The organism is Marseilla massiliensis, assembly GCF_016899955.1.
In the GTDB taxonomy this organism is placed as follows: domain Bacteria; phylum Bacteroidota; class Bacteroidia; order Bacteroidales; family Bacteroidaceae; genus Prevotella; species Prevotella intestinigallinarum.
In genome coordinates this window covers 20,118-46,170 of sequence record NZ_JACJJL010000029.1, presented here as the reverse complement: position 1 = coordinate 46,170, position 26,053 = coordinate 20,118, and the positions used below count along the sequence as shown (strand labels likewise).

The following is a 26,053-nucleotide window of genomic DNA, read 5'->3' as shown; positions in this document are numbered from 1 at the left end:
GATGGCCCCCGCCCGCCCCACGGCACACTGAGGGCCGCCCCGGCCGAGCCAGGCCACAGCGCCACCGGGCAAAAGGGCCGGCATGGGCAATCGGGCAACCCGGGCAGGCTGTGGCAAAAGGGTGGCTTGATGAAGTAATCACTGACGCAGAAAAACTTTTGGCCCTGATGCCCAATTGGGGGCAAAGCCCCGCCACGGGGGCGAGCACAAAGCAAGGCGGGCCGCACTCGGATAGCTCCAAGTGCGGCCCGCCCTCATGCCGTCACGCCCCCCGTGGATGGCGGGGGACAGCGGCCTGCGGCCCACTGTCAGGCCAGCAGCCTCTTGACGGCCTCGCTGATTGACTTTCCGTCGGCGCGGCCCGCCAGCTGCTTCGAGGCCACTCCCATCACGCGGCCCATGTCCTTGACAGACTGTGCGCCCGTCTGGGCTATGATGTCGCGCACGGCAGCCTCTATCTCTTCGGCCGTGAGAGGCTGCGGCAGGTAGCCCTCGATGACGGCCACCTGCGCCAGCTCGGCGTCGGCCAGGTCCTGGCGGCCCTGCCCGGCGTAGAGCTCGGCAGAGTCGTGGCCCTGCTTGGCCAGCTTCTGCAGTATCTTCATCGCGTCTGCATCCTCGAGGGTGTCGTTGGCTCCCGGGGCGGTCTTGGCCTCGAGAAACACTTTCTTGATGTTGCGCAGGGCCTCGAGGCGCACCTTGTCCTTGGCCTTCATTGCTGCAACGATGTCTTTGCTTACTTGTTCAAATAGTGTCATGATAGTATAGTTTATTTAGCACGGCTTAGGCCACGGGCCCCGGCTCATGCAAACCTAATGGTTCCTTGCACCGGCTCGGCGGGCGTGTCGTCGTCGGGCTTCTGCACGTCGGGCGCCATGTTGCCCGCCTGGTAGTGTATGCTGTCCAGTATCTCGCGCGTGCGCTTGTAGGTAGGCGTCTGCTCTACGGCCGAGATTACGTCGTCGTTGTCAAGGTCTTCCGGCCTGAAGAGGTAAATGTGCGGGCGGCGCTTGTACTTCATGCTGCCGGCCTCGTTGCCATAGTAGCGGTTGCGGCGGTCTTGGCGCTCGGCGGCCTTCTCCTGCTCCTCGGCCATGCGGTTGGCGTCTTCCTGCGTGTGGCGCTTGAGGTGGCCGTTCATTCCCTCCACGTTCTCTATGCCGAATCCCGTGGCCAGTATGGTCACCTTCACCTTCTTGCCCAGCTCGGGGTCGGTGGCCAGCCCCCACTTTATCTCGAAGTCGCCGCCAAACTTGGCCATGAAGTCGTTCACGTCGTTCATTTCCTCCATCATCAGGCCGTCCTTGCCGTCGTTTTCGCCGCAGAACGATATGCTGAGCAGTATTTTCTTCGAGTTGAACACGTCGTTGTCGTTGAGCAGCGGCGAGTTCAGCGCGTCGTCGATGGCCTTCTTCACGCGGCCCTCGCCCTCGCCGTAGCCGGTGCTCATGATAGCCACGCCGCCATCCTTGAGCACGGTCTTCACGTCGTTGAAGTCGAGGTTGATGAGCCCGTGCACTGTGATTATCTCGGCAATGCTGCGCGCCGCCACGCTCAGTGTGTCGTCGGCCTTGCCGAAGGCGTCGAGCACGGTGAGCTCGGGGTATATCTCGCGCAGCCGCTCGTTGTTGATTACGAGCAGCGCGTCGACGTGCTTGGCCATCTCCTCCACGCCGTCGAGGGCCTGGTCAATCTTGCGGGCGCCCTCGAAGCGGAACGGGATGGTGACAATGCCCACGGTGAGTATGCCCATCTCCTTGCTCACGCGGGCTATCACCGGGGCGGCGCCGGTGCCGGTGCCGCCGCCCATGCCGGCGGTGATGAACGCCATCTTGGTGCCGTCGCTGAGCATGGCCTTGATGTCGTCGAGGCTCTCCTCGGCAGCCTGGCGGGCGCGCTCGGGCCTGTTGCCGGCCCCGAGGCCCTCCTTGCCGAGCTGCAGGTGCACCGGCACTGGCGAGTCGTTGAGCGCCTGGTTGTCGGTGTTGCAGAGCACGAAGGTCACGTCGTGTATGCCCTCGCGGTACATGTGGTTGACGGCGTTGCCTCCGCCGCCTCCCACGCCGATGACCTTTATTATGCTGTGCTCCTTCTCGGGAGCTCCGAAGTCAACTATGTTGTTTGGGTAATTGCTGTTGTCTGCCATATCTTTCATTGTTGTTACGGGTTATGGATGGTGGGCGCGGCGCCCCCGGCGGGGCTGCGCCCGGCTCTGGGCCTCACTCTTCGGAGATGATGACGCGGCCTATGTCCTTGATGCGCTTGATGAACTTGTGGAGCGGGCTGTTCTGCTTCTTCTCCTCCTCAAGGCGCCTTTTCTCCTCCTGCTCGCGCTCCTGGGCCAGCCTCTCTTCCTCTTCGCGCTTCAGGCGGGCCTCCTCCTCGGCCTGCCTTTTCTCGGCCTCGGTCTGCACCACGCCCGGCTGTATCTCGTGGGGCTGGCGCGCCTTGGGCGGCTGCTCGCTGGCGCTCTGGGCCGGCTTGGCCGAGGTGAAGATGTCGCCGCCGGGCACCACCTCGCCCCCGGCGCAGTTGATGTCGCCCTTGGCAAGCAGCCCGAGCACGGTGTTCATGGTGCCGTTCTTCACCGTTATGTCGGGGTTGGTGGAGTGTATGGTGTGGGTGACAAACTTGGCCACCCTTATCTTCTCCACGTGGGTGTGGTTCATGAAGGCCCGCTCGATGTTCTTCATGTTCGAGCCGCCTCCGGTGAGGATGATGCCGCCGAGCAGCTTGTCGTAGTATTCCGACGGTATCTGGTACCACACGTTCTCTATTATCTCCTCGAGACGGCCCTCGACAATCTCCACAAACTTGCGGCTCTCTACGCTGCGGTCGGCGTCTATGGGCAGCTTGAGCGAGTTGTCGATGTCGGTGTTGTCGGTGTATGCGCTGCCATACTTCAGCTTCATCTTCTCGGCGTCGGCCTCCTCCATCTGCAGCGAGGCTATGTCCTTGGTGATGTTCGCCGAGCCCAGCGGTATGACGGCCAGGTGCCTGAGTATGTTTTTGCTGAACACGGCCACGGTGGTGGTGTCGGCCCCCATGTCGACCAGCACGCACCCCGAGCGGCGCTCGGCCTCGGTGAGCACGCTGTCGGCCAGCGCGAGCGGCGCGAGGTACATCTCGGCCACGTTGATGCCGGCTGTCTCGAAGCACTTGTTGAGGTTCTTGTAGAACGCCTTGCGCTCGAGGATGTTGAGGAAGTTGCCCTCGAGCCGCGAGCACTGTATGCCCACCGGGTCGAGCTGCAGCTGCGTGTCTACGCGGTACTCCTGCACGGCGGCGTCGAGTATCTCCTGGTCGGGGTATTTCATGTTGCGGTTGGCGTCCATCAGTTCGATAACCATGTCTTGTGTGACCTTGGTGCCTGCCGGCAGGTCGCGGGCTATCACGTTGCGCACGCTGCGTATGGACTGGCCGCCCACGCCCACATACACCTGGGTTATCTCGGTCTTGAGCTGCGCCGTGAGCTTGCTCACTATGTTGGTCAGGCATAGCGCGGTCTTGTCGATGTTGTAGACGACGCCCTTGCGGATGAACGACGAGGAGTCTTCCCTGACCACGGCCAGCACGTTGATGCTGCCGTCAAGGTTCTTCTTCCCGGCTATTCCGGTCATCTTCGAAGAGCCGAGCTCTATTGCCACTATAAAATCCTTTGCTGCCATCATTATTTCTTTTTCTTGTTGTCGGTTTTGGTGTCGTTGTCACTCGGCGGGTGCCTGCACCGGCGCCGGGGCCTGCCGCTTCTTGCAGATAATCTGGTTGTCGAACTCGAGGCTTATGTACGAATACGTGTCCCAGCCCACCCGGCTGAGCCCGTACTTGTAAAACTTGCGCAGCCTGTCGAGTTTACGCTGCACGCCCACGGGCCTTCCGAGGTACACTATGTTGTCGCCCACGCGCGGCACCATCTCTATCGAGCCGTCGGCGAGCACGTTGAGCTGCACCACCTGGCTCTGCCAGAACTTGTCGGAGGCTATGGTGTTGCCTATCCTGGTGAGCACGCGCTTGGCGTATGCGCGGCTTATGGGGCCCGTGGCCACGACGATGTCGCTCACGTAGCGCGTGTTGGCCATGATGCCCCCGTGGTTGTCGACGTAGTAGTCGTCGCCCGACGCCGACTTGACGCGCACCACGGGCGTGCGCTGGCTGAGGTCTATACACACAAAGCCGCCGTCGGTCTTGTACACCTCGGCCCCGGCCACGAACGGGCTGCGGCGCAGCGTCTCCTCGATGAGTCGCGTGTCGACCGCCGCCATGGGCCTGCCCAGCGGGTAGATACCCTTGCCCTGCAGCATGCGCTTTATCTCGTCGGCGTCGAGGAAGCCGTCGACCGAGCTGTCGGCAATGTTGATTTTCACCTGCGTGCACACCGTGGCCTTGCCTTGCGGCTTGTTGAATGCGGTGACGGCCAGCAGCAGGTATGCGGCGAGGGCGGCGCTCAGGGCGCCCAGGGCTGTTTTCTTCCAGTTTAGCTTCATCATCATTGGCATGTCGCCGTAGCCGCCGTGGGGCGGCTCAGTCTTTTGTCCTTTCTTGCAGTATCTTGGTTATCTGGGGCATGTAGCTGTCGATGTCGCCCGCCCCGAGCACCACGAGCACGTCGAAGTCGTGGGACCTGACATAGTCGGGCACCTCGTCCTTGCTTATCATCTCCTTGCCCACGCCCTCGGCCAGGTTGTCGTAGATGAGCTTCGAGGTCACCCCGGGGATGGGTTGCTCGCGCGCCGGGTAGATGTCGCAGAGCACCACGTTGTCCAGCAGGCTCAGGCTGCGGGCGAAGTCGGCGTAGAAGTCGCGTGTGCGCGAGTAGAGGTGGGGCTGGAATATGGCTGTGATGTGCCTGTCGGCGTACAACTCGCGCAGGCTGGCCACGCTCTGCTGTATCTCCTTCGGGTGGTGTGCGTAGTCGCTGAGCAGCACGAGCCTGGGCGTGCGTATCTTGAAGTCGAAGCGGCGGTCGACGCCCCCGTAGGTGGCCATGCCGTAGAGCAGCTCGTCGGCGGTGCACCCGGCCAGCTGTGCCATGGCCATGGCGGCCACCCCGTTGTCGATGTTGATGGGCACGGGCTGGCCCAGCCTAACGCCCGCCACGCGGCCTGCGGGCGACACGAAGTCGAACGTTATCTCGCCGCCCTCGATGCTTATGTTCTCGGCATGGAAGTCGCCGGCGTCGCGCCCGTAGGTGTACAGCTCCACTCCCTGCTGCAGGCGGGGCTGCATCTCGAGCCCTGTGTGCATGATGAGTGCCCCGCCCGGCTGTATGAGCGAGGTGTACTTGCTGAAGCTCTCGAGGTAGGCCTGCTTGGTGCCGTATATGTCGAGGTGGTCGGGGTCGGTGGCCGTGACCACGCTTATCCACGGGCTGAGCCAGTGGAAGGAGCGGTCGTACTCGTCGGCCTCGATGACCACGTAGTCGCTCTTGCTGAGTATGTAGTTGGTGCCGTAGTTCTTGGCTATGCCGCCGAGGAAGGCGTTGCAGTCAAGGTGGCCCTGGTGCATGATGTGGGCGCACATGGCCGACGTGGTGGTTTTGCCGTGCGTGCCTGCCACGCACAGGCCCTTGTGCGAGCGCGTGAGCTCGCCGAGCACCTGCGCTCGCTTCTCTATGCAGAAGCCCCCGTCGCGGAAGAAGCGCAGCTCGGCGTGGTCGGCGGGTATGGCCGGGGTGTACACCACGAGGCAGGCCTTGCTGTTCTTGCACACGTGGGGTATCTCGTCGGTGTTCTCCTCGTAGTGCAGCAGCATCCCCTCGCGCTCGAGCTGCCTTGTGAGCGGCGTGGGCGTCTTGTCGTATCCGGCCACCACCAGCCCGCGGGCCATGAAGTAGCGTGCCAGGGCGCTCATGCCTATGCCGCCGGCGCCTATGAAGTAAACTGCCTTTATGTCTTTCTGTTCCATTTGTGTTAGTTTGTTCTGTTGGTTCGTTGGGCCGCGTCACCTTCCCTGCCGGGCCAGGCGCACCACCTCGCGGGCTATGGTGTCGGCGGCGTCGGGCATTGCCAGCCGCCTGATGTTGGCCGCGAGCAGGGCCATGCGCTCGTTGTCGGCCACGGTCTCCAGCGCCGTCGCGATGACGGTGGCGGGGGCCTGGGCGTCGCTCACGCATATTGCGGCGTCCTTGGCCACGAGGGCCATGGCGTTCTTCGTCTGGTGGTCTTCGGCCACGTTGGGCGACGGCACGAGTATGGCGGGCTTGCCCACGAGGCACAGCTCGGATATGCTGCCCGCCCCGGCGCGGCTGATGACGAGGTCGGCCGCGCGGTATGCCGCGCCCATGTCGGCTATGAAGTCGGTCACGTAGAGGTTGGCGGGCTTGCCGCGCCGGGCCAGCTCGGCCGCTATGTGCTCCGAGTAGTACTTGCCCGTCTGCCAAATGAACTGCACGCCCGACGCCTTTATCTCGCCGAGGTGGCCGAGCACGCTCTCGTTCATCGTGCGGGCGCCGAGGCTGCCGCCCACTATGAGTATGGTCTTGCGGCCGGCGCTGAGGCCGAACGAGGCCAGCGCCTCCTCGCGCGTGGCCTTGACCTGCGTGAGCGACTGGCGCACGGGGTTGCCGGTCTTCAATATCTTGTCGGAGGGGAAGAAGCGGTCCATGCCGTCGTAGGCCACGCAGATGCGCTGGGCCTTGCGGGCCAGCAGCTTGTTGGTGACGCCGGCATACGAGTTTTGCTCCTGCAGCAGGCACGGCACGCCCATCTTGGCGGCCTCGTTGAGCGTGGGCCCGCTGGCGTATCCTCCCACGCCGACGGCCGCCATGGGCCTGAACTCGCGTATGATGCGCCGGGCCATGCGCTGGCTTTTCCATATCTTGAACAGCACCTTGACGTTGTGCAGCATGTTCTTGCGGTCGAAGCCGCATATTGGCAGGCCCTTTATCTCGTAGCCCGCCGCCGGCACGCGCTGCATCTCCATGCGGCCCAGCGCCCCCACGAAGAGTATCTTTGCCCCGGGGTGCTGCGCCTTGATGGCGTTGGCTATTGACACTGCGGGGAAGATGTGGCCCCCGGTGCCGCCGCCGCTTATTATTATCCTCAGTTCATCGTCCATGTCCGAATGAGTGTTGTATTTTCTGCAAAAGTACTAATTTTATCTTGTTTGCGCTAATTTTACCCGCATATTTTTAAGGCTCCGGCGGAAAACGCGGCCCTGCGGCGCAGCGCCTCCGAGCGCGCTGTATCACAGTCAGTTGGCAATACGGGCCGTTTGGCTGTGCCGCGGGGGCCGTTTGGGCATCCCGGACGGGCCGTCCGGCATGGCGGCGGGGGCCGTCTGGGCGCTGGGCCTGGCCCCGGGCGCGGGTCAGGCTGCCTCGGCCTCAGCGCCGGGCTGGCTGTCGCCGCGCCTCGAGCTGCCGGCTTTCTTTGCCGAGCGGCTCACGCTCAGTATGGCGCCGATGTATGCGCAGCTTATGATGGTCGACGTGCCTCCCTTGCTTATCAGCGGCAGGGGCTGGCCCGTGACGGGCACGTAGCCCACCACGACGAGCATGTTGAACGTGGCCTGCACCACGAGCATCAGCGCGAGCCCCATGGCCAGGAATGCCGGGAAGTTGTTTTCGCAGCGGCTGGCTATGCGCGCCGTGCGGAAGAGCAGCACTATGTAGAGGAACACCACGACGATGGCGCCGCCTATGCCGGTCTCCTCGATGATTATGGCGAAGATGAAGTCGGAGAAGGCCTGGGGCAGGAAGTCGCGCTCCACCGAGTTGCCCGGGCCGCGCCCTATGACGTTGCTCGACACGATGGCTATGTTGGCGTGGGCCACCTGGCCGTCGCGGTCGAGGTCGTAGTCGGCGGGCGGTATGTAGGTGTCGTCGAGAAAGTCGTCGATGCGGGCCTTCCACGTGTCGGCACGGTGGAAGAGCTTCTCGACCACCGTCTCGTCTTTCTTCTGCCCCTCGGCGCCGAAGCCGTCGGCCCCGAGCACCTCGGTCTTGGCCAGCCTGGGGTCTTCGCGGCCCTTGTCGTGGCCCACGGCCATGACGAGCGTCAGCGCCAGCACGGCGCCCACGGCCACCACGCCCAGCAGCTTGCCCACCTGCGCCATGGGCACGCGGCCCACTATCATCATGAGCAGCACCACCACGCAGAGCAGCACGGCCGTCGACAGGTTTTCGAGCATGATGAGGAAGGCCAGCGGCAGCGATATGCAGAGTATGTACTTGAACGCCTTCTTGTCGGCCCCGCGCTCGCCCTGCATGGCGCTCAGTATCTGGGCCTCGGCCAGTATCATGGTGCCCTTGGCTATCTCCGACGGCTGGAAGGTGAAGCCCAGTATGGGTATGACGCGCTGCGCGCCGTTGACGGTCTCGCCGGCCATGAGCACCCACACCAGCGTGAGGAACGACACCAGCAGCAGGAACGGGGTCATGAGCTTGAAGTAGCGGCACGGTATGTTGACCGTGAGCACGGCCACGGCCACTCCGGTGAGTATGGTGCCCGAGTGCTTGACTATGGGCATGATGAAGTTGTTGTTCTTGTAGGTGAACCAGCTCGATGCGCTGAACACCTCGACCACACTTATCATGCACAGGAAGAAGAAGACCATCCAGATGACCTTGTCTCCCTTGAATATGTTGGATAGCTTTTTGTTCATTGTCGTTACGGTTGGTTTGCCCGCCGACGCGGCGGCCCGGGCTGCGGGCCGGGCACCCGGGGCGGGCCTTGGGCTATAGCTTCCTTACCATGTCCTTGAACTGCTCGCCGCGGTCTTCCATGTTCTTGAACAGGTCGAAGCTGGCGCAGCAGGGGCTGAGCAGCACCGTCTCGCCGGGTTGGGCCAGCTCGTAGCAGGCGTCGACGCACTCGCGCATGGAGTGGGTGTCGCGCACGGGCAGGCCCAGGGGGTCGAAGAAGGCGTGCAGCTTGGCGTTGTCGGCGCCGAGGTACACCAGCGCCGAGCACTTCTCGGCCACCAGGTCGCGTATGGCGCTGTAGTCGTTGCCCTTGTCCTTGCCGCCGAGTATGAGCACCACCTTGGTCTTCATGCTCTCCAGGGCATACCAGCAGGCGTCGACGTTAGTGGCCTTCGAGTCGTTGACATAGAGCACGCCGCGCACCGTGGCCACCTTCTCGAGGCGATGCTCCACGCCGGGGAAGTCGCTGAGGCTCTTGCGTATCACATCCTTGCGTATGCCGCTGATGTTAGAGGCGATGCCCGCGGCCAGGCTGTTGTATATGTTGTGGCGGCCAGTGAGGCTGAGCGACTCCTGCTCCATGTTGAATGGCGTGGGCCACTCTATCTTGTACTGGCCCTCCTCGATGTAGCCTATGCTGCCGCGCTCCTTGAGCTCGGAGAACGGGCACTGCACGGCCTTGATGTCATACTTGTCGAGCTCGCGACGGATGATGGGGTCGTCGTTCCAGTAGATGAACGCGTCGTCGCCCGTCTGGTTGCGTATGATGCGCATCTTCGCGTCGACATAGTTCTGCATGCAGTTGCCGTAGCGGTCGAGGTGGTCGGGGGTTATGTTGAGCAATATGGCTATGTTGGCCCTGAAGTCGTACATGTTGTCGAGCTGGAACGAGCTCAGCTCGATGATGTAATACTCGTGAGGGTCTTCGGCCACCTGCAGGGCGAGCGAGTGTCCGATGTTGCCGGCCAGCCCGGCGTCGTAGCCCGCCTGCCTGAAGATGTGGTAGATGAGCGACGTGGTGGTGGTCTTGCCGTTGCTGCCGGTGATGCATATCATCTTCGAGCGGGTGTAGCGCCCGGCAAACTCAATCTCGCTGATGATGTGGATGCCGCGCTCCACGGCCTTGAGCACCATCGGGGCGTCCGACGGTATGCCCGGGCTCTTTATTATCTCGTCGGCCCGCAGCACCTTCTCCTCGGTGTGGCGGCCCTCCTCCCAGGCTATGCCGTGGCTGTCGAGCATCTGCTTGTACTTGTCCTTGATGGCCGACATGTCGGACACAAAGACGTCGAAGCCTTCTTTCTTTGCCAGCACGGCGGCACCCGCGCCGCTCTCGCCGGCCCCTAATATCACTATTCTTTTCATCCTTCCGTATCGTTTTTATGAGGAGTTGCAGGAGTGATGGCAATCGGAATGCGGGAGTACCGGAGCACGCCTTTAGGAGACAGGTGTGCAGGAGTGCAGGAGTACAGGCATTTGCATTCGACTATCACCGCTCAGCTCTCTCTTTACTTTTTATTATTAACGTTTAATTCTTTAGCTTGGAGTGCAGACATCAGCCTTTTCCCCCAGCCTTCCGCCCACACCGCGCAGCCCGTTCTTAACTCTTAATCCTTAATTCTTATTCCTTAATTTTTAATTCTTAACCCTCCCCCGCTATCTTACCTTGAGCGTGATTATGGTGAGCGCCGCCAGGATGATGGTCACTATCCAGAAGCGGATGGTAATCTTCGACTCGTGGACCACGCTCTTTGGCCCGCGCCACAGGTAGCGGCAGTCGGCGTCGAGCTGCCTGTCCTCGGTGCGGAAGGTGTCGTGTATGGGGGCGCGCTTGAATATGCGCTGCTTCACCCCGCGCCTCTTCCCCATCTTGTAGTACCACACCTGCATCATCACGCTGAGGCTCTCGACGAAGAAGATGCCGCAGAGTATGGGCAGCATGAGCTCCTTGTGGATGATGATGGCGCCCACGGCGATGATGCCCCCTATGGTCAGCGAGCCCGTGTCGCCCATGAATATCTGGGCCGGGTAGGCGTTGTACCACAGGAAGCCGATGAGCGCGCCCACGAAGGCGCACATGAACACCACCAGCTCCTGGCTGCCGGGGATGTACATTATGTTGAGGTAGGCGGCATATTCGATGTGGCTCGACACATAGGCCAGTATGCCCAGGGCCACGCCGATGATGGCCGAGTTGCCGGCGCACATGCCGTCCATACCGTCGTTGAGGTTGGCCCCGTTGGACACGGCCGTCACCACGAGTATGGTCATCACCACAAAGAGCACCCAGCCGGCGGCCGTCTTGTACTTGCCGCAAAACGACATCAGCCTCGAGTAGTCAAGGTTGTGCCCTTTGACAAAGGGTATGGTGGTCTTGAGCGACTTGGTCTCCTGGCTGCGGTGCTTGACCACCAGCTCCTCGGTCTGCTGCTTCTCTATGGCCACGTTCTCGCGCATCACGGCGTCGGGGCTGAAGTAGAGCACCAGCCCCACTATGAGGCCGAGGCCCACCTGGCCCACAATCTTGAACTTGCCGCGCAGCCCCTCCTTGTTGTGGCGGAATATCTTGATGTAGTCGTCGAGCCCGCCGAGCAGCCCGAGCCACACAGTGGTGACTATCATCAGTATGATGTAGATGTTGCGCATGCGCCCGAGCAGCAGCACGGGCACGAGTATCGCCACAATGATTATCACGCCGCCCATCGACGGCACGCCCACTTTCTGCAGCCCGAAGGGGTCGATGGACGCGTCGCGCTGCGTCTCGGCAATCTGCTTGCGGCGCAGGTACTTGATGAACTTCTCGCCGAACCACGCCGAGATTATCAGCGACAGCACCAGGGCCATGAGCGAGCGGAACGATATGTACGACCACACGTGGGCCCCGGGTATGCCGAACTGGTCGAGGAATCGGAACAGATAGTATAACATGTCTTGCTTTATTACGTTTTCATTACTTTGAGGCGCGGCGCGGAACGTGCCGTCCGGGCCCGCGGAACAGGCCGTTTGGCAATGCGGCGGGGGCCATCCGGCGCGGCCGCGGGGGCCGTCTTGCCATTCCGCGCCAGCCCGGCGCAAACGCCTCCGGCTACCGCTGCCCCCGGCCCCGGCGTCAGGCCAGGCCCATCACCTTCCTCAGTTCTTCCTTGTCGTCGAAGTGGTGCTTCACCCCCCTTATCTCCTGGTAGTCCTCGTGGCCCTTACCTGCCACGAGCACCACGTCGCCCTTGCGGGCCATCATGCAGGCCGTGCGTATGGCCTCGCGGCGGTCGGCTATGCTCACCACCTTCTTCATCTGCCTGGCGTCGAGCCCGGCGAGCATGTCGGCGATGATGTCCTGCGGGTCTTCGAAGCGGGGGTTGTCGCTGGTTATTATCACCGTGTCGCTCTGCCTTACGGCCTCCTGGGCCATCAGCGGGCGCTTGCCCTTGTCGCGGTTGCCGCCCGCGCCGCACACGGTGATCACGCGCCCCTTGCCGCCGAGCACCTCGTGTATGGCCGCGAGCACGTTCTCGAGGGCGTCGGGCGTGTGGGCGTAGTCGACGATGGCCGTGAAGCCTTCGGGCGACCTGATGGGCTCGAGGCGCCCGCTGACGCTGTGCAGCGTGCTCATCACCACGAGCACGTCGTCGGGCTGCTTGCCCAGCATGACCGCCGCGCCGTAAACGGCGAGCAGGTTGCTCACGTTGAACTTGCCTATGAACTGCACGCCGACCTCTCGCCCGTCCACCTCGAGGTACATGCCCTCAAAGTGGCACTCCACGATGCGGGCCCTGAAGTCGGCCATCGAGCGCGTGGAGTAGGTCTTGACCGTGGCCTTGGTGTTCTGCACCATCACCATCCCGTTCCTGTCGTCGGCGTTGGTTATGGCGAAAGCCCCCTTTGGCAGCGAGTCGAAGAAGGCCTTCTTGGCGTTGCGGTAGTTCTCGAACGTCTTGTGGTAGTCAAGGTGGTCGCGCGTCAGGTTGGTGAATATGCCCCCGGCAAAGGCCAGCCCCCCGATGCGCTTCTGCGCTATGGCGTGGCTGGAGCACTCCATGAAGGCATACTCGCAGCCCTCGGCCACCATGCGGGCCAGCAGCGAGTTGAGCTCTATGGGGTCGGGGGTGGTGTGGTCGGCGGGCAGCCTCTCGCCGTCGATGTAGTTGCACACCGTAGATATGAGGCCGCACCTGTGGCCCATCTTGCGGAACATCTCGTAGAGCAGCGTGGCTATGGTGGTCTTGCCGTTGGTGCCAGTGACGCCCACAAGCCTGAGCCTGCGCGACGGGTCGCCGTAGAAGAGCGTGGCCACCGGGCCCACGGCGTCCTCGGTAGACGGCACCACGGCGTAGGCCACGCCCGGCGCCGCCTCGGCGGGCAGCTCCTCGCAGAGCACGGCGGCGGCCCCCTGGGCCACGGCCTTGGGTATGAAGGCGTGGCCGTCGGCCTGCGTGCCGCGCATGGCCACGAACAGGTCGCCGGGCTTCACGCGCCGCGAGTCAATCTGCACTCCCGTTATCTCGGCCCCCGCGTCGCCTACTATGCGCGCCGGGCCGGCATTCTTGAGCAAGTCGCTAAGTGTCATATTGCATTTATGTTTTGGTTCGTATGTATGCCTTTGGCGCCGTCGGCCGGCGCCGCGCGGGCCCGGCGGGCCTATTCCAGATAGAGCACGCACTCCCGCCCGCGGCGCAGCGTGGTGCCCGGCTCGCAGCTCTGGCGCTTCACCCGGCCCCGCCCGTGCAGCCTCACCCTGAGCCCCTGGCTCTCGAGCAGGTAGACGGCGTCGCTCGCGCCCATGCCCCTGACGTCGGGCACGGTGCCCTTGGGCGTGTTCACCCGCGCCAGGTCGACGGCCTTGGGGCCCGTGGTGGCCCTGCCCCACACCGGGGTGCCGGCGCTGCCGGTGCCGCCCCAGTCGCGGTTGGACGCCACGCCGAGGTCGCGCAGCACGTAGTCGGCAGCCACGACGTTGCCCGACTTCACCTCGGGCACCATCGCCGCCGACGGGTCGCGGGCGTCGTCGATGCTCAGCTTTATGTGGCGCGCCATCACGCCCTCGGCTATGTGGTGGAACACCAGGCCGCTCATACCGCCGCCCGATGCGGGCAGCCCCGACTTGCGTATGCACACTATGCAGCTGTAGCGGGGCTCGTCGGCGGGGAAGTAGCCTGCAAAGCTCAGCCAGTAGTCAACGGTGCCGCTGTGGTATCCGGCCGCCCCCTTCGACACCTGGGCCGTGCCCGTCTTGCCGGCCACGCGGAAAAGCCTCGACCCGGCCTTCTTGCCAAGGCCCTGGCTCACCACGTGCTCGAGCACCGTCTGCAGCGTGCGCACCGTCTGCGGCTTGCATATACGCTCCTTCTGCACCACGGGCGGGAACTCCATGATGGTCTCGCCGTTCTTCACCACCTTCTTCACAAACCGCGGCCTCATCATCTTGCCGTCGTTGGCTATGGCGTTGTAGAACGCCACGGTGTTTATCGGGGCCACCTGTGTCTCGTAGCCTATGCTCATCCACGGCAGCGCCGTCTTGCTCCAATTGAGCCATTGGCCGCGCTTGTTCTTCTTGGGCATGCGTATGATTGGCTTGGCGTAGCCCACGAGCGGTATGTGCAGGTCGTCGGCTATGCCCGTGCGGTAGAGCCCCTCGACGTACTTCTCGGGGTGGTCGTAGTAGAAACGGTCTATCACGTAGCTCACCCCGATGTTGCTGCTCACCTCGAGCGCCCTGGCCACGTTGATGTCCTGGTAGCCCCCGCGGCGCCAGTTGTGGTCTTTCATGAAGCGCCCGTGCATGTCCATCACGCCGCTGCCGGTGTGTATGACGTAGCTCGTGTCGACCACGCCGTCGTCGAGCGCCACCATTATCGAGGCCGGCTTGAACACCGAGCCCGGCTCGCACCTGTAGCTGATGGCGTTGTTCATTATCTCGCGGTACTCGCCGTCGGCGCACCGTGTCATGTTGACCATGGCCTTGACGTCGCCCGTCTGCACCTCCATGAGTATGGCCACGCCCATGTCGCCGTTCACCTTGCGCAGCTCGTCGATGAGCGACCGCTCGGCGATGTCCTGCATGGTGACGTCGATGGTGGTGATGATGTCGGCCCCGTTCACGGGCGGCGTCACCGGCACGCTCATGTAGTTCTTGAGCACCTTGCGCCGGTGGGTGATGCCGTCGGTGCCCCTCAGTATGGAGTCATACGACAGCTCGAGGCCGCACCTGGCCGTGTCCTTGGCGCCGAACATGTCGCCCACGGTGCGGCTGGCCAGCGAGCCGAAGGGCCTGCGGCGCGAGTTGAACTCCTCGGTGTGGAAGCCCCCCTTGTTCTTGTCGAGCCTGAAGACGGGCAGTTTCTTCACCTCGGTGTACGTGCCGTAGTCGATGCGCTGCTTCCACACGGGCCAGTGGCGCGCCCCCTTCTCGAATCCCTTGGTGAGGTCGCGCTTGAACTCCTTGGCCGACTTGGCCGGGAAGATGCGGTTGAGGCCCTCGCAGATTAGGTCGACGCTGTCGGTCCACATCGTGTCTATGCGCTGCCCGCCGGGCCTGAAGTCCATGAATATCCTGAACTCGGGTATGCTGCTTGCCATGAGCTGCCCGTCGCAGCTCAGTATGTTGCCGCGCGTAGGCTTCACGCTGAGGCTGTCGCGCACGAGCCTGGCGGCCACTTCGCTCCAGTATTGCTTCTCGGCGGTCATGATGTATCCGGCCTTGCCGATGATGGCAACGCCTATCAGTGTGAACGCCACGGCTATGGCGAAGTAGCGCGGCATGACCTTATCGCTGTTAAACTTGCTCATTCCTCCTCGTCGGGTACGGTTATTATGTAGGGCGGCTGCTCTGCCGGGTGCAGCAGGCTGTCGGCATTGTTCTTCAGTATCTCCAGTATGTGGCTCTCGCGGCACCGCTCTGTGAGCGTGCTCGAGCTCGACAGGGCCTTGTACTTGGCGTCCTTGAGCTCGGCCTCAAGCCTGTTGATGGTCACCAGGTCCTGCTGGCACTGGTACCTGAAGGCCACATATATTATTGTGAAGACGACCACTATCACCACGAGCCATATCTGGCTCCTCACCAGCTGTGCGTTGAGTATGTCGCCTCCGAGTATCTTGCGCAGCGTGAGCGTGGCCGAGGGGCGCGGGTCTTCCTCGCGCGCGCTCTCCCTGATGGCCGCCGCCAACTGTTCGTCGGGGCTCTCCCACTGCTGCCCGGCCCCGGCCTCTGCCTGTGCGGCGCTGCCGCCGGCTGCCTGGCCCTGCTGTTCCTTATCCTTGTCTGCCATTGTCAATAGGACTGTCTTTTGGTTTTCTTTACTGTGTCGGGGGCCCGTAGGCTCCCCTGCCGGCGCCGGCCTCACCGCCGCCCCACCTTCTCGGCCACGCGGAGCTTGGCGCTGCGGCTGCGCGGGTTGGCCTGCTGCTCGGCGTCGGAGGGCACGGTGACCTTGCCCCCGAGCTGCCTCAGCGGCGCCTCGGTGCGCCCGTAGAAGTCGTGCTCCACCCTGCCGGCCACGTTGCCCGAGCGCATCACGTTCTTCACCATGCGGTCTTCGAGCGAGTGGTAGGTGATGACGGCCAGCCGCCCGCCCGGGGCGAGCAGCTCCACGGCGGCCCCGAGCATCTCGGCCAGGGCGTCCATCTCGTGGTTCACCTCTATGCGCAGGGCCTGGAACAGCCGCGCGGCGTCTTTCTTGGCCCGCTGCTGGGGCAGCAGCCCGCCGACGGCGCCCATAAGGTCGGACGTGGTGAGCAGCGGGGCCGACTGCCGCGCCCTCACTATGGCGGCGGCCAGACGGCGCGCGTTTCTCAGCTCGCCGTAGAGGTAGAGCACGTCGGAGAGGCGCTCCTCGCTGTAACTGTTGAGCACGTCGGCTGCCGTGGCCCCGGCGCGCTTGTTCATGCGCATGTCGAGCGGAGCGTCGAAGCGGAACGAGAAGCCGCGCGCGGCGTCGTCGAGGTGGTGGCTCGACACTCCGAGGTCGGCCAGCAGCCCGTCGATGTGGTCTTCGCCGTAGTAGCGCATCCAGTTCTTCAGGTAGCGGAAGTTGCTCCGCACAAAGGTGAAGCCCTCGCCGCCGAAGGCCTGGCGCTCGGCGTCGGCGTCCTGGTCGAACCCGTAAAGGCGCGCCCCGCCGCTGAGCCGGGCCATTATCTCGCGGCTGTGCCCCCCGCCGCCGAAGGTCACGTCGACATAGACGCCGCCGGGCCTTATGCCCAGCCCGTCGACACTCTCGCGGAGCAAAACCGGTATGTGGTAACAATCCATAACTCGTAACGTCGGTAATACATCGGTGCGGCGCGGCGGCCGCAGGCCGGCCGCGCCATGGGCAGCGCCCGTCAGCCGGCATCGGCGGAGCCGCCGCCGGGGCCCATGGCCCGCTGAAGCGCCTCGCCAAAGGCGGCCGGGTCGACAAAGCCTGTGCCGCCGGGGCCCGACGGCCATATCTCGATGGTGTCGCCCATGCCTATGAAGCGCACGTCCTGCCCTATGCCGGCCTGGCGGAGGCACCGCCGCGATATGAGGAAACGCCCGCTGGCATCGAGGGCCACGGGCTCCACCTCGCTCACAAACTGGCGGAAGAGCTGCTGCTCGTCGCGGTCCCAGCGGCTCAGGCGGCGGCGCAGACTGTCCATCTGCTCGCCCCAGACGCTCTCGGGATAGAGCACCAGGCAGGCCTGGAACACGTCTTTGCGCATCACCATGCCCTGCTCGCCTGCGCCCTGCAGCACCTTGCGGAATGCCGCGGGCAGGAACACGCGCCCCTTGGCGTCGAGCTTGGCCTCTATGTTTCCCAGAAATCGCATACTGACGGACATGCTGCTTTCGTTTCGGCAAAGATACACATTTTCCTCCACACAGCCCCACTTTCCCCCACTTTTTTGCGGCTCGCCCCACATTTTCTTGACCTTGCCCAACCGGCGGCATTGCCCTGCCGGCGGGGCCCCGCAGCGGCCGCCCTGCCGCGGGGCGGTAAATTATGTTTACCCCGGCATGCAGCGCCACGCCCCGCCCCGCCCGCGCCTTGCCAAACGGCCCCCGCCGCAACGCCCAACGGCCTCCGCCGCAAGCCCGTATGGCACAGACGGCAAGCCCGCGGGGCACGTTTTGCAAACCCGGCCCGGGCAGGGGCCGGAACGGGGATGGCGGCCATGGGAGGCGGCGGCCGAACAATGTTTACAAACAGGGGGCGGGGCGGCCCTACTGTGCGGCCGGTGATGTTGGCAAATGTTAAATGGCGCGCGGCGGCGGGCGCCCACCGTTGGCCGACAGCAAAAAAATGGCTACCTTTGCACACCGGCCCGCACCATGCCGGCAGGCAGGCCGCCCCACAGCGGGCAGCCGCCGTGCCGGCATGCCGCGACGGCCGCAACCCAACCAAGACCGACAGACATGACAACAGACTGCAGGCGGCTTGCCGCCGAGGCCACCGGGCTGCTGAGGCGGCTCATAGCCACGCCGTCGGTGAGCCGCGACGAGAAGGCGGCAGCCGACATTATCGAACAGTTCATGGAAGACAGGGCCATGCGCCCCCGCCGCGAGGCCAACAACGTGTGGGCCGTGGCCCCGGGCCACGACGACAGCCGCCCCACGCTATTGCTCAACGCCCACATCGACACGGTGAAGCCCGTGGCGTCGTGGACGCGCGACCCCTTCTGCCCCGCCGTTGAGGGCGGCCGGCTCTACGGGCTGGGCAGCAACGACTGCGGCGGCGGGCTGGTGAGCCTGCTCGCCACATACGCCGCCATGGCCCGGGCGCCACGGGCCTACAACCTTGTGTGCCTGGCCTCGGCCGAGGAAGAGGTGTCGGGGGCCGACGGCATCAGCCGCGCCCTGCCGCTGCTGCCGCGCATCGACGTGGCCATAGTGGGCGAGCCCACGGGCATGCAGCCCGCCATCGCCGAGAAGGGGCTCATGGTGGTCGACGCCGTGGCCCGCGGGCGCTCGGGCCACGCTGCCCGCGCCGAGGGGGTGAACGCCATATACAAGGCCATCGACGACATAGCATGGCTGCGCTCCCACCGCTTCGGCAGGGTGAGCCCGCTGCTGGGCCCCACGCTCGCCACGGTGACGGTGATTGGCGCCGGCACCCAGCACAACGTGGTGCCCGACGAGTGCCGATTCACCATCGACGTGCGCTCCAACGAGCTGTACACCAACGCCGAGCTGCTCGACGAGCTGCGCGCGGGCATGGGCAGCGAACTGACGCCACGGTCAACGCGCCTGGGCTCGTCGGCCATCGACCCCGCCCACCCGCTCGTGGAGCGGTGCCGGGCCATGGGCATGGTGCCATTCGGCTCGCCCACGCTCTCGGACCAGGCCCTCATGCCGTTCCCCTCGATGAAGCTCGGGCCCGGCGACTCGGCCCGCTCGCACTCGGCCGACGAATACATCGCCCTCGACGAGATTGCGTCGGCCATCGACACATACACCCGACTGCTCGACGGGCTGAGGCTGTAAGCCACTGTCCGAAATGGGAAACACTTTGGCCCGCCCCGCTTTTTTAACGCAGAGGCGGACTTTTTTCTGAATTATTATACTATCTTTGCAATCGCAATGGTTCACTGCCACAAGTGATTAAAAGGGAACGGGGTGAGAATCCCCGACAGTCCCGCTGCTGTGAGCCGCCCTTACCAGGAACGAACAACAAAGCCACTGGGCATTGCCGGGAAGGCGTTCGTAATCCGGGCGGCAAGTCAGAAGACCTGCCTTGCGACACTGCCTGTCACCCCTCGAGGATAGGGGCGGCGGCACATGCCAACCAAGCGCTATGCAGACAGCGCCACGGGCCAGCGCCCGCGGAACGCGACGCACGCGCGCAACACGCACAATCAACATCAATTTTATAACCAAACAGCGTTTTTATGAAAAAGAAAGTCTACTCTTTTGTGCTGTCACTCGTCGCGGCACTGGCGGCAGTCCCTGCATGGGGACAGGACGCCACCGGCGGCACGGTGACACAGCCGCGGTTCGGCAAGCAGACCGTGACCGTGCAGACGGGGCAGGAACTGACGTTCTACGACCCCAAGGGCACGGCCGGCATCGAGTCGAACGCGGCCAACAACACGCAGTCGCTGACGGTGTTCAAGCCGGCCGAGAAAGGCATGGCCGTGCAGGTCACGTTCGACAAGACCGACGTGACGAGCGACTACGGCGGGTACTACGGCCGGGTGTACGTATACAACGGCGACCCAGACGCCGGCAACACCTTCAAGTGGGCATCGTCGATAACCGAGGTCACCTCGTCGAGCACCATGCCCGAGGGCGATGTCATCGAGGTGCTCGACGGCAAGTACACCGCCAAGACCTACTACTCAACCGCCGCCGACGGCTCCCTGTCGGTGGGCATGCTGTGGCGGTATGCGGCAGCCTGCGAGGGCTGGACGGCCCGGGTGAGCTGCATCAAGCTCGAAGACATGAAGGTGAGCGGGGCCGGCTCGTCGTACGCAGCGGTGACCCCGTCGCCCACGGGCAAGGCCGCCGTGGCCCTGGCCTCGGTGTATGTCACGGCCGAGGGCGTGCTCAACGCCGACAGGCTGACGTCGATAACGTTCACCATGGCCCGCAACGAGGGCATGATAGACCCGCTATCGGTCAAGGTCTACGAGGGCGAGCTGGCCTCGTGCAGCGGGGCCACGCCGATAGAAGCCTCTGTCGAGGCCACGGGCGGCAGCTACCGCATAACGCTCGACAGGCCGCTGCAGAGCGGGCGCAACGCCCTGACGCTGGCCGCCGACATCAGCCCCGAGGCCGAAGTGGGCGCCAAGGTGGAGCTTGACGTCACGGCGGTGGCCACCGCCGCCATGCCCGGCGGGGTGGCGGGATTCGTGCGCGCCACGCCCGTGGCAGTGGCCAACCCCGCCATACTGCTCATGGCCGAGGGGCAGGCCAAGGCCAACGTGGGCGAGACGCCGCTGGCCTTCTACGACGACGGCGGCCCCGAGGGCAAGGTGACGGCCAAGTTCCAGGGCACCATGACGCTATTGCCCACTGTCGAGGGCAAGAAGGTGCAGGTGGACTTCAGCCGGGTGAAACTCTCGGAAGGCACCATCTACTACCAATACCTCAACGTATACAACGGGGCCACGGCCGACCCCGCGCAGCTGATAAGGCGCGTAAAGAGCGGCGAGAAGGCCACCATACACTCCACGTCGGCCGACGGGGCGCTCACCGTCGAGCTGGGCAACAACGGCACGAGCTACACCGCCGACGGCTTCGAGGCCACGGTGAGCCTCTTCACGCCGCAGCCCATGACCGCCGACAACATTGCCGTGAGCCAGGCATCCGGCCAGACGGTGTGCGCCGGCGACACCGGCCAGCCGCTGCTCAGGGTGAACATACACACCAGCAACACAGAGCCGCCGCTGAAGGCCGGCACGTTCGCCTTCAACGCCAACGGCACCCACGCCACCATCAAGGCCGCGGCGCTATACTACACCGGGGCCGACGAGGCTTTCTCGACAAAGAATGAGGTGGGCCGCACCGAGGTGACGGCCGACGCATTCAGCATAAAGCCCGCCGACGGCGTGACCCTCAAGGAGGGCGACAACTACTTCTGGCTGGCATGCGACGTGGCCGACGACGCCACCAACGGGCAGGCGGCCGACGCCGCCCTCGCCACGGTAGAGCTCAACGGACGGGCCGAGGCCGTGGCCGAAGGCAACCCCGAGGGCGACCGCAAGGTTGAGAACATAGTATACTCACACGCCGGGCAGGGCACGGTGACCAAGGCCGTGAACGGCAGCCTGGAGCTGCGCACCAAGCCAAGGAGCGAATACTCCGAGAACTACGAGGCCGGAGCCGACGTGCGCACCAACGTGTTCGTGCCCATGCACGAGGGCAACGTGTGCCAGATAGACTTCTCGGCGTTCGACCTCTACTATGCCTCTGCATCCTACGGGGTGAAGGCCGACTTCCGCGTATACAGCGGACAGGGAACCAAGGGCGAACTGCTCTGGAAGCTCGACAACCCCGACGACAAGCAGAAGGGCCCCGGGAGGGCGCTGCGCTCCACAGCCGCCGACGGCTCGCTCACGGTGGTGTTCTCGCCCACCGACGGCACACTGTACTACACAGCCACCGGCTTCAAGGCCACGGTGAGCGAATACAAGTCGCAACCCATGGACATAGAGAAGGTCGAGGTGACCCACACCACTACCGACATCATGCCGTCGGGGGCAACGGCACAGGCGCTACTCACCATCAACGTGGTGGCCAAGGGCGACCAGCAGGCCAAGGCCCTCGAGGCCGTGACCATCGACACCAAGGGCTGCGGGGCAGCCATTGCCAAGGCAAGCCTATACTATGTGGGCCACGCCGACGCCAACCCCGCCCCCGACGCGGCACCGGCCGGCTCGGCACAGCCCGCCACAGGCAGCGAGACCATGGTGATAAGGCTTGACGAACCGGTGCAGCTGGCCGAAGGCAACAACTTCTTCCGACTCTGCATAGACCTGGGCGACGCGGCCAAGGCCGGCGACAACATCGACGCGGCAGTAACAGCCGTCACCGCCGGGGGCAAGCAGACCGAGGTGGCCGCAGGCGACCCCGACGGCTCGCGCACGGTGAAAGACATGCTGTTGCTGCAGCAGGGCGACAACGGCGAGGTGAAGCTCAAGGCGGCAACAAACCTCATGGTATACGACGACGGCGGCGAAAACGAGCCTGCGTCGATGAAGTTCGACGGCAAGGTGACGTTTGCGCCCGCAGTGCAGGGCGAGTCGGTGAAGCTGAAAGTGAAGGCGGCCGACCTCAACTGCACCGACACCCTCTATGTGTATGCCGGCTCCACCACCGACAAAGACAGCCTGATGCTCGCCATGCAGTGCTACGACAAGCTGCCGGCCGACATCGTGTCGACATCGCCAAGCGGCAAGCTCACTGTGCGCTACGTGGTGCGCAGCGGCTACTCGGCCCCCGACGGCTTTGCCATCGAGGCGGTGTCTTACATGAGGAAGGCGCTCGGGGTTGCATCGGTCAACACCGCCATCATTGCCCCCGAGGCCGTCACGAGAGGCCAGGACGACGTTCTGATGATGCGCGTCGACGTTGACGTCGAGGGCGACTACGGACAGGTGGACATCAACTCGATGGCGCTCGGTGCCACCGGGGCCGAGGCACTGTCGCAGGTGACGGTATACACCACCGACACCATAGGCAACTTCGCGCCGTTCACAGTGTTCGGAAGGGCGCAGGCCGCACCGTACAACGTGACGGGCAACTACACCATAACCGCCGCGGGCACCTACCGCTTCTGGGTGGCAGCGGCCATCGCGACCGAAGCCGCCACGGGCACGCCCGTCAGCATGACGCTCGACAACGTGGCAACAAGCCTCGGCCAGAACAGGCCCGCAACCGGGCTCACGGCGACAACGGCCGTGCGCGACGGGGCCAGCGGCACGCTCACCGTGGGCCAGGGCAAGCAGTATCCCACCATACAGGCTGCCGTCGACGCCATTGCCGGCGGCATAGAGGGCCCGGTCAACATAAGCATTGCCCGAGGCATATACAACGAGGTGGTCAGAGTGCCCTACATACCGGGCACGTCGGAGCGCAACACGGTGACAATACAGAGCGAAACGGGCAACTACAACGACGTCAAGCTATACCACAACCAGTATTCCGACCCGGGATACAGCGACGACAAGATGAACCGCGAGTACGGCGTGCTCACCATCGACGGGGCCGACTACGTGACGGTGAGGGGCATCGAAATGACCACAACCGACCTCACCTACCCCGGCATCGCCTTCGTCAAGGGCGCAAGCCGCCACGTCACCATCGACAGCTGCTACATCCACGCCGAGACGACAACCACCTACAGCCAGAACATCAACCTGGTATACACCTACGCCAGGGACGAGGCCAACTGCAACAACGACTACCTCACCGTGGCCAACTGCCTGCTCGAGGGCGGATACATAGGCGTGCGCATGGGCGGAACGTCGACAGTGAGGCTGCCAAAGGAAAGGGGCGGCGTGATAGAGGGCAACACCCTGCGCAACCAGGGCTCAAAGGCCATCTACGCGATGGACGAGCTCGGGGCCAAGATACGCCGCAACCGCATTGAGAACACGGTGTCGACGGCAAGCGGCTTCCAGGGCTTCGACGGGCAGCTGCGCGACGCACACCCCGAGAGCATGGTCATCGAGGGCAACATCTTCGACCTGGCAACGCCCGGAGGAGCAATAGCCATCAACCCGCGCAAGCTCACCGGAACGCCCGAGGCGCCCGTAATCATAGCCAACAACGAAATCAAGGTGAAGGGCAACAACGCATCGAGCGCCGGAATAAAGCTGGGCTCGGCCGGCGAGCACGTCATCGTGGCACACAACACCGTGCTGGCCACCGGCACCAACGTGGGCGCAGCGCTGTGGATAAACGCCACCATGACGGCCGACGTGACCGTGGCCAACAACATACTGCAGAACCACACCAAGGGATACGCATACAGGCTGTACAACGCCGACGCCGCCAAGAACATAGCATTCAGGAGCAACGCCGCCTTCACCTCGGGCAAGGTGTTTGCCTACAACAGGGCCGACATAGCCACACCCGACGGATGGCAGGAGCTTAGCGGCGAGACAGGGGGAGTGGCCGACAGCGTGGCATTCCTCTCCGACGTGATTCTCGAACCGGCCGCCGGCGGCAACCTGCTCACCGCCGTGCCGCTGCAGGCCGTGACCACCGACATCAACGGCAAGCCAAGGGCACAGCAACCCACCATCGGGGCCTACGAGTACAACGCGCAGGATGCCGCACCGGCCATGGCCGAAGGCTACCCCGCAGTGGCAGCCACGACCGACACGAGCGCCATCATCGCCGTGAAGACCGACATCGCCGCCACCGTATACATCACCGTAAGGCCCGAATCGGCACCGGCACCCACGCCCGCCGAGATGACCGCCGACGGATGCACGGAGCTCACGCTCTACGCAGGGCGCGAGGCAGCGGCCTCAACCGACACACTGACCACCGGCTCGCGCTACGTGGCCTACGCCATGGCCGTGAGCCTGAGGGGCACGGCAGGCAACGTGGTGGCCGGCAAGCCGTTTGTGGCTACGGGCGAAGCCATTGTCGAAGCGCCCAACACCGGCGTGGTGGCCGAGGGATGCACGGTAGAGGCCGGCACCGAGGCCACGCTCACGGCCTACGTCACCGACGGCACAGCACCGTTCACACTGACATGGACCAACGGCCGGCACGAGCAGATAGCAACCACGACGCTCGACGAGATTGACGTGGCAACGGTGGGCTACACGCCATCGGAGTGCGACCTGTACTACGTCACCGTGACCGACGCCAACGGCAAGCAGGCCAGCGACACCTGCCGCGTCATCGTGACGGGCAAGGCCGTGGCCGCAACAATGGACAACCTGTGGCTGGCCGCCGAGAGCGCATGGGCCGGCCCCGACACCAAGGGCGAAGAGGTGACGGGCACATACTTCGACAGGCAGATGGCTGGCTCGTTCGTCAGCGGGTCGTATGCCTTCAGCAACAACTACAGCCTCGACTACGGCTCATGGTCGGGATTCGCCTACTCCAACCGCACGTCGACAAGCTTCAAGACGCTCGACGACCAGTACAACTCGGCCGTGGGCAGCGGCCACGACGGCTCGGCCAACTACGCCGTGGCCTACGGCAACGGCACGATAAGCGTGCTCAACAACGCCGAGGGCGACACCATCAGGGGCATGTACATCACAAACAACGCCTACGCAGTGAGCTCGATAGTAAACGGCGACAGCTATGCCAAGCCCTTCGCCGACGGCTCTTACCTCAAGGTGCTGTTCACAGGCACGCACGCCGACGGCTCGGTGGTAACGGTAGAGCACTACCTGGCCGACTACACCCAGGCATCGGAAGCCGACCACTACTACCTCGACACGTGGCAGTGGGTTGACCTGCGCAGTCTCGGGCGCGTGGTGAAGGTCGACTTCACCATCGACGGCAGCGACAAGAGCGGAGGCTACCTCAACACTCCGGCATACTTCTGCCTCGACGACCTCAACGGCGAGCGCAAGGTGACACGCGCCGCCACGCAGGCCGAACGGAGCGTCGACGCGTCGCCCTTCTTCTCGTTCAGCGCCAACGAGGGCACCATTGCCTACGCCCTGCCCGACGCGCCATACGACAGCAAGTACGACGGCGTGACGCTGACGGCCGACGGCCGCCTCTCGCTGCCCGACGGGGCCGAGGGCCGCACCGAGATAGTGGTCAGCGCAACGCAGCGCGGCAAGACCGAGTTTGTTAGCATACCGTTCGACATAGCCTCGGCCATCGGAGGCCCGGCAGCACCGGCCACCACCACCGAGAGCCGCCACGACCTCGGCGGCCGGCGCACGGGCAAGGCCACAAAGGGCATCGTCATCATACGCACCACCGACGGACAGGTGCGCAAGGAGGTTGCCAGGTAAACACATGGCAGGCGC

16 protein-coding genes and 1 riboswitch are annotated in these 26,053 nt (G+C 64.2%); of the genes, 2 read left to right on the top strand and 14 right to left on the bottom strand.

What is annotated here, in order from left to right:
• Positions 1-308 precede the first annotated feature (308 nt).
• The 14 genes from H6B30_RS13760 to H6B30_RS13695 all read right to left on the bottom strand — a co-directional run bounded on the left by H6B30_RS13760 (position 309) and on the right by H6B30_RS13695 (position 17,428).
• The gene (locus H6B30_RS13760; RefSeq protein ID WP_205111555.1) at positions 309-758 is read right to left on the bottom strand and encodes a GatB/YqeY domain-containing protein; all 450 of its coding nucleotides are present in this window, start codon (positions 756-758) and stop codon (positions 309-311) included.
• Between the two features lie 44 nt (positions 759-802).
• Positions 803-2,146, bottom strand: coding sequence for a cell division protein FtsZ (gene ftsZ, locus H6B30_RS13755; protein ID WP_205111563.1), 1,344 nt, complete (start codon positions 2,144-2,146; stop codon positions 803-805).
• 73 nt (positions 2,147-2,219) lie between these two features.
• Positions 2,220-3,668 (bottom strand): cell division protein FtsA, encoded by a 1,449-nt coding sequence (ftsA, locus tag H6B30_RS13750; protein ID WP_205111561.1) that lies wholly within the window; start codon positions 3,666-3,668, stop codon positions 2,220-2,222.
• Between the two features lie 39 nt (positions 3,669-3,707).
• Positions 3,708-4,490: a cell division protein FtsQ/DivIB gene (locus H6B30_RS13745; RefSeq protein ID WP_338089005.1), complete on the bottom strand. Its 783-nt coding sequence runs from the start codon at positions 4,488-4,490 to the stop codon at positions 3,708-3,710.
• Between the two features lie 31 nt (positions 4,491-4,521).
• Positions 4,522-5,904: a UDP-N-acetylmuramate--L-alanine ligase gene (gene murC, locus H6B30_RS13740; RefSeq protein WP_205111553.1), complete on the bottom strand. Its 1,383-nt coding sequence runs from the start codon at positions 5,902-5,904 to the stop codon at positions 4,522-4,524.
• 36 nt (positions 5,905-5,940) lie between these two features.
• Positions 5,941-7,056: an undecaprenyldiphospho-muramoylpentapeptide beta-N-acetylglucosaminyltransferase gene (gene murG, locus H6B30_RS13735; protein WP_205111551.1), complete on the bottom strand. Its 1,116-nt coding sequence runs from the start codon at positions 7,054-7,056 to the stop codon at positions 5,941-5,943.
• Positions 7,057-7,308: 252 nt separating this feature from the next.
• Positions 7,309-8,604: an FtsW/RodA/SpoVE family cell cycle protein gene (locus H6B30_RS13730; protein ID WP_205111549.1), complete on the bottom strand. Its 1,296-nt coding sequence runs from the start codon at positions 8,602-8,604 to the stop codon at positions 7,309-7,311.
• A gap of 73 nt (positions 8,605-8,677) precedes the next feature.
• Positions 8,678-10,009, bottom strand: coding sequence for a UDP-N-acetylmuramoyl-L-alanine--D-glutamate ligase (murD, locus tag H6B30_RS13725; RefSeq protein ID WP_205111547.1), 1,332 nt, complete (start codon positions 10,007-10,009; stop codon positions 8,678-8,680).
• Positions 10,010-10,300: 291 nt separating this feature from the next.
• Entirely contained in the window at positions 10,301-11,572 is a 1,272-nt protein-coding gene (locus tag H6B30_RS13720) for a phospho-N-acetylmuramoyl-pentapeptide-transferase (RefSeq protein WP_205111545.1), read from the bottom strand.
• Positions 11,573-11,753: 181 nt separating this feature from the next.
• Positions 11,754-13,208 (bottom strand): UDP-N-acetylmuramoyl-L-alanyl-D-glutamate--2,6-diaminopimelate ligase, encoded by a 1,455-nt coding sequence (locus tag H6B30_RS13715; protein ID WP_205111543.1) that lies wholly within the window; start codon positions 13,206-13,208, stop codon positions 11,754-11,756.
• 71 nt (positions 13,209-13,279) lie between these two features.
• Positions 13,280-15,427, bottom strand: a complete 2,148-nt coding sequence (locus H6B30_RS13710; protein ID WP_205111541.1) for a PASTA domain-containing penicillin-binding protein — start codon at positions 15,425-15,427, stop codon at positions 13,280-13,282.
• On the bottom strand, positions 15,424-15,906 hold the full coding sequence (locus H6B30_RS13705) for an FtsL-like putative cell division protein (RefSeq protein ID WP_239484054.1): 483 nt from the start codon (positions 15,904-15,906) through the stop codon (positions 15,424-15,426). Before H6B30_RS13705 ends, H6B30_RS13710 begins: the two co-directional genes overlap by 4 nt.
• Before the next feature lie 71 nt (positions 15,907-15,977).
• Positions 15,978-16,889: a 16S rRNA (cytosine(1402)-N(4))-methyltransferase RsmH gene (gene rsmH / locus H6B30_RS13700; RefSeq protein WP_205111539.1), complete on the bottom strand. Its 912-nt coding sequence runs from the start codon at positions 16,887-16,889 to the stop codon at positions 15,978-15,980.
• Positions 16,890-16,960: 71 nt separating this feature from the next.
• The gene (locus H6B30_RS13695) at positions 16,961-17,428 is read right to left on the bottom strand and encodes a division/cell wall cluster transcriptional repressor MraZ (RefSeq protein WP_205111537.1); all 468 of its coding nucleotides are present in this window, start codon (positions 17,426-17,428) and stop codon (positions 16,961-16,963) included.
• Between the two features lie 586 nt (positions 17,429-18,014).
• On the opposite strand from H6B30_RS13695, the gene H6B30_RS13690 reads away from it, so the two are divergent.
• Positions 18,015-19,082 (top strand): M20 family metallo-hydrolase, encoded by a 1,068-nt coding sequence (locus H6B30_RS13690; RefSeq protein ID WP_205111535.1) that lies wholly within the window; start codon positions 18,015-18,017, stop codon positions 19,080-19,082.
• Between the two features lie 79 nt (positions 19,083-19,161).
• Positions 19,162-19,349, top strand: a riboswitch (cobalamin riboswitch).
• Positions 19,350-19,486: 137 nt separating this feature from the next.
• Complete coding sequence (locus H6B30_RS13685; RefSeq protein ID WP_205111533.1) at positions 19,487-26,038, top strand: DUF4465 domain-containing protein; 6,552 nt, start codon at positions 19,487-19,489, stop codon at positions 26,036-26,038.
• Positions 26,039-26,053 lie beyond the last annotated feature (15 nt).

What these genes read in the sequence shown, in the direction of transcription:
- murG (WP_205111551.1), bottom strand. Translation starts at nt 7,056, where the DNA reads ATGGACGATGAACTGAGGATAATAATAAGCGGCGGCGGCACCGGGGGC.
- H6B30_RS13685 (WP_205111533.1), top strand. Translation starts at nt 19,487, where the DNA reads ATGAAAAAGAAAGTCTACTCTTTTGTGCTGTCACTCGTCGCGGCACTG.
- H6B30_RS13705 (WP_239484054.1), bottom strand. Translation starts at nt 15,906, where the DNA reads ATGGCAGACAAGGATAAGGAACAGCAGGGCCAGGCAGCCGGCGGCAGC.
- H6B30_RS13720 (WP_205111545.1), bottom strand. Translation starts at nt 11,572, where the DNA reads ATGTTATACTATCTGTTCCGATTCCTCGACCAGTTCGGCATACCCGGG.
- H6B30_RS13730 (WP_205111549.1), bottom strand. Translation starts at nt 8,604, where the DNA reads ATGAACAAAAAGCTATCCAACATATTCAAGGGAGACAAGGTCATCTGG.
- ftsZ (WP_205111563.1), bottom strand. Translation starts at nt 2,146, where the DNA reads ATGGCAGACAACAGCAATTACCCAAACAACATAGTTGACTTCGGAGCT.
- H6B30_RS13760 (WP_205111555.1), bottom strand. Translation starts at nt 758, where the DNA reads ATGACACTATTTGAACAAGTAAGCAAAGACATCGTTGCAGCAATGAAG.
- H6B30_RS13690 (WP_205111535.1), top strand. Translation starts at nt 18,015, where the DNA reads ATGACAACAGACTGCAGGCGGCTTGCCGCCGAGGCCACCGGGCTGCTG.
- H6B30_RS13745 (WP_338089005.1), bottom strand. Translation starts at nt 4,490, where the DNA reads ATGATGATGAAGCTAAACTGGAAGAAAACAGCCCTGGGCGCCCTGAGC.
- ftsA (WP_205111561.1), bottom strand. Translation starts at nt 3,668, where the DNA reads ATGGCAGCAAAGGATTTTATAGTGGCAATAGAGCTCGGCTCTTCGAAG.
- H6B30_RS13710 (WP_205111541.1), bottom strand. Translation starts at nt 15,427, where the DNA reads ATGAGCAAGTTTAACAGCGATAAGGTCATGCCGCGCTACTTCGCCATA.
- murC (WP_205111553.1), bottom strand. Translation starts at nt 5,904, where the DNA reads ATGGAACAGAAAGACATAAAGGCAGTTTACTTCATAGGCGCCGGCGGC.
- murD (WP_205111547.1), bottom strand. Translation starts at nt 10,009, where the DNA reads ATGAAAAGAATAGTGATATTAGGGGCCGGCGAGAGCGGCGCGGGTGCC.
- H6B30_RS13715 (WP_205111543.1), bottom strand. Translation starts at nt 13,208, where the DNA reads ATGACACTTAGCGACTTGCTCAAGAATGCCGGCCCGGCGCGCATAGTA.
- rsmH (WP_205111539.1), bottom strand. Translation starts at nt 16,889, where the DNA reads ATGGATTGTTACCACATACCGGTTTTGCTCCGCGAGAGTGTCGACGGG.
- H6B30_RS13695 (WP_205111537.1), bottom strand. Translation starts at nt 17,428, where the DNA reads ATGCGATTTCTGGGAAACATAGAGGCCAAGCTCGACGCCAAGGGGCGC.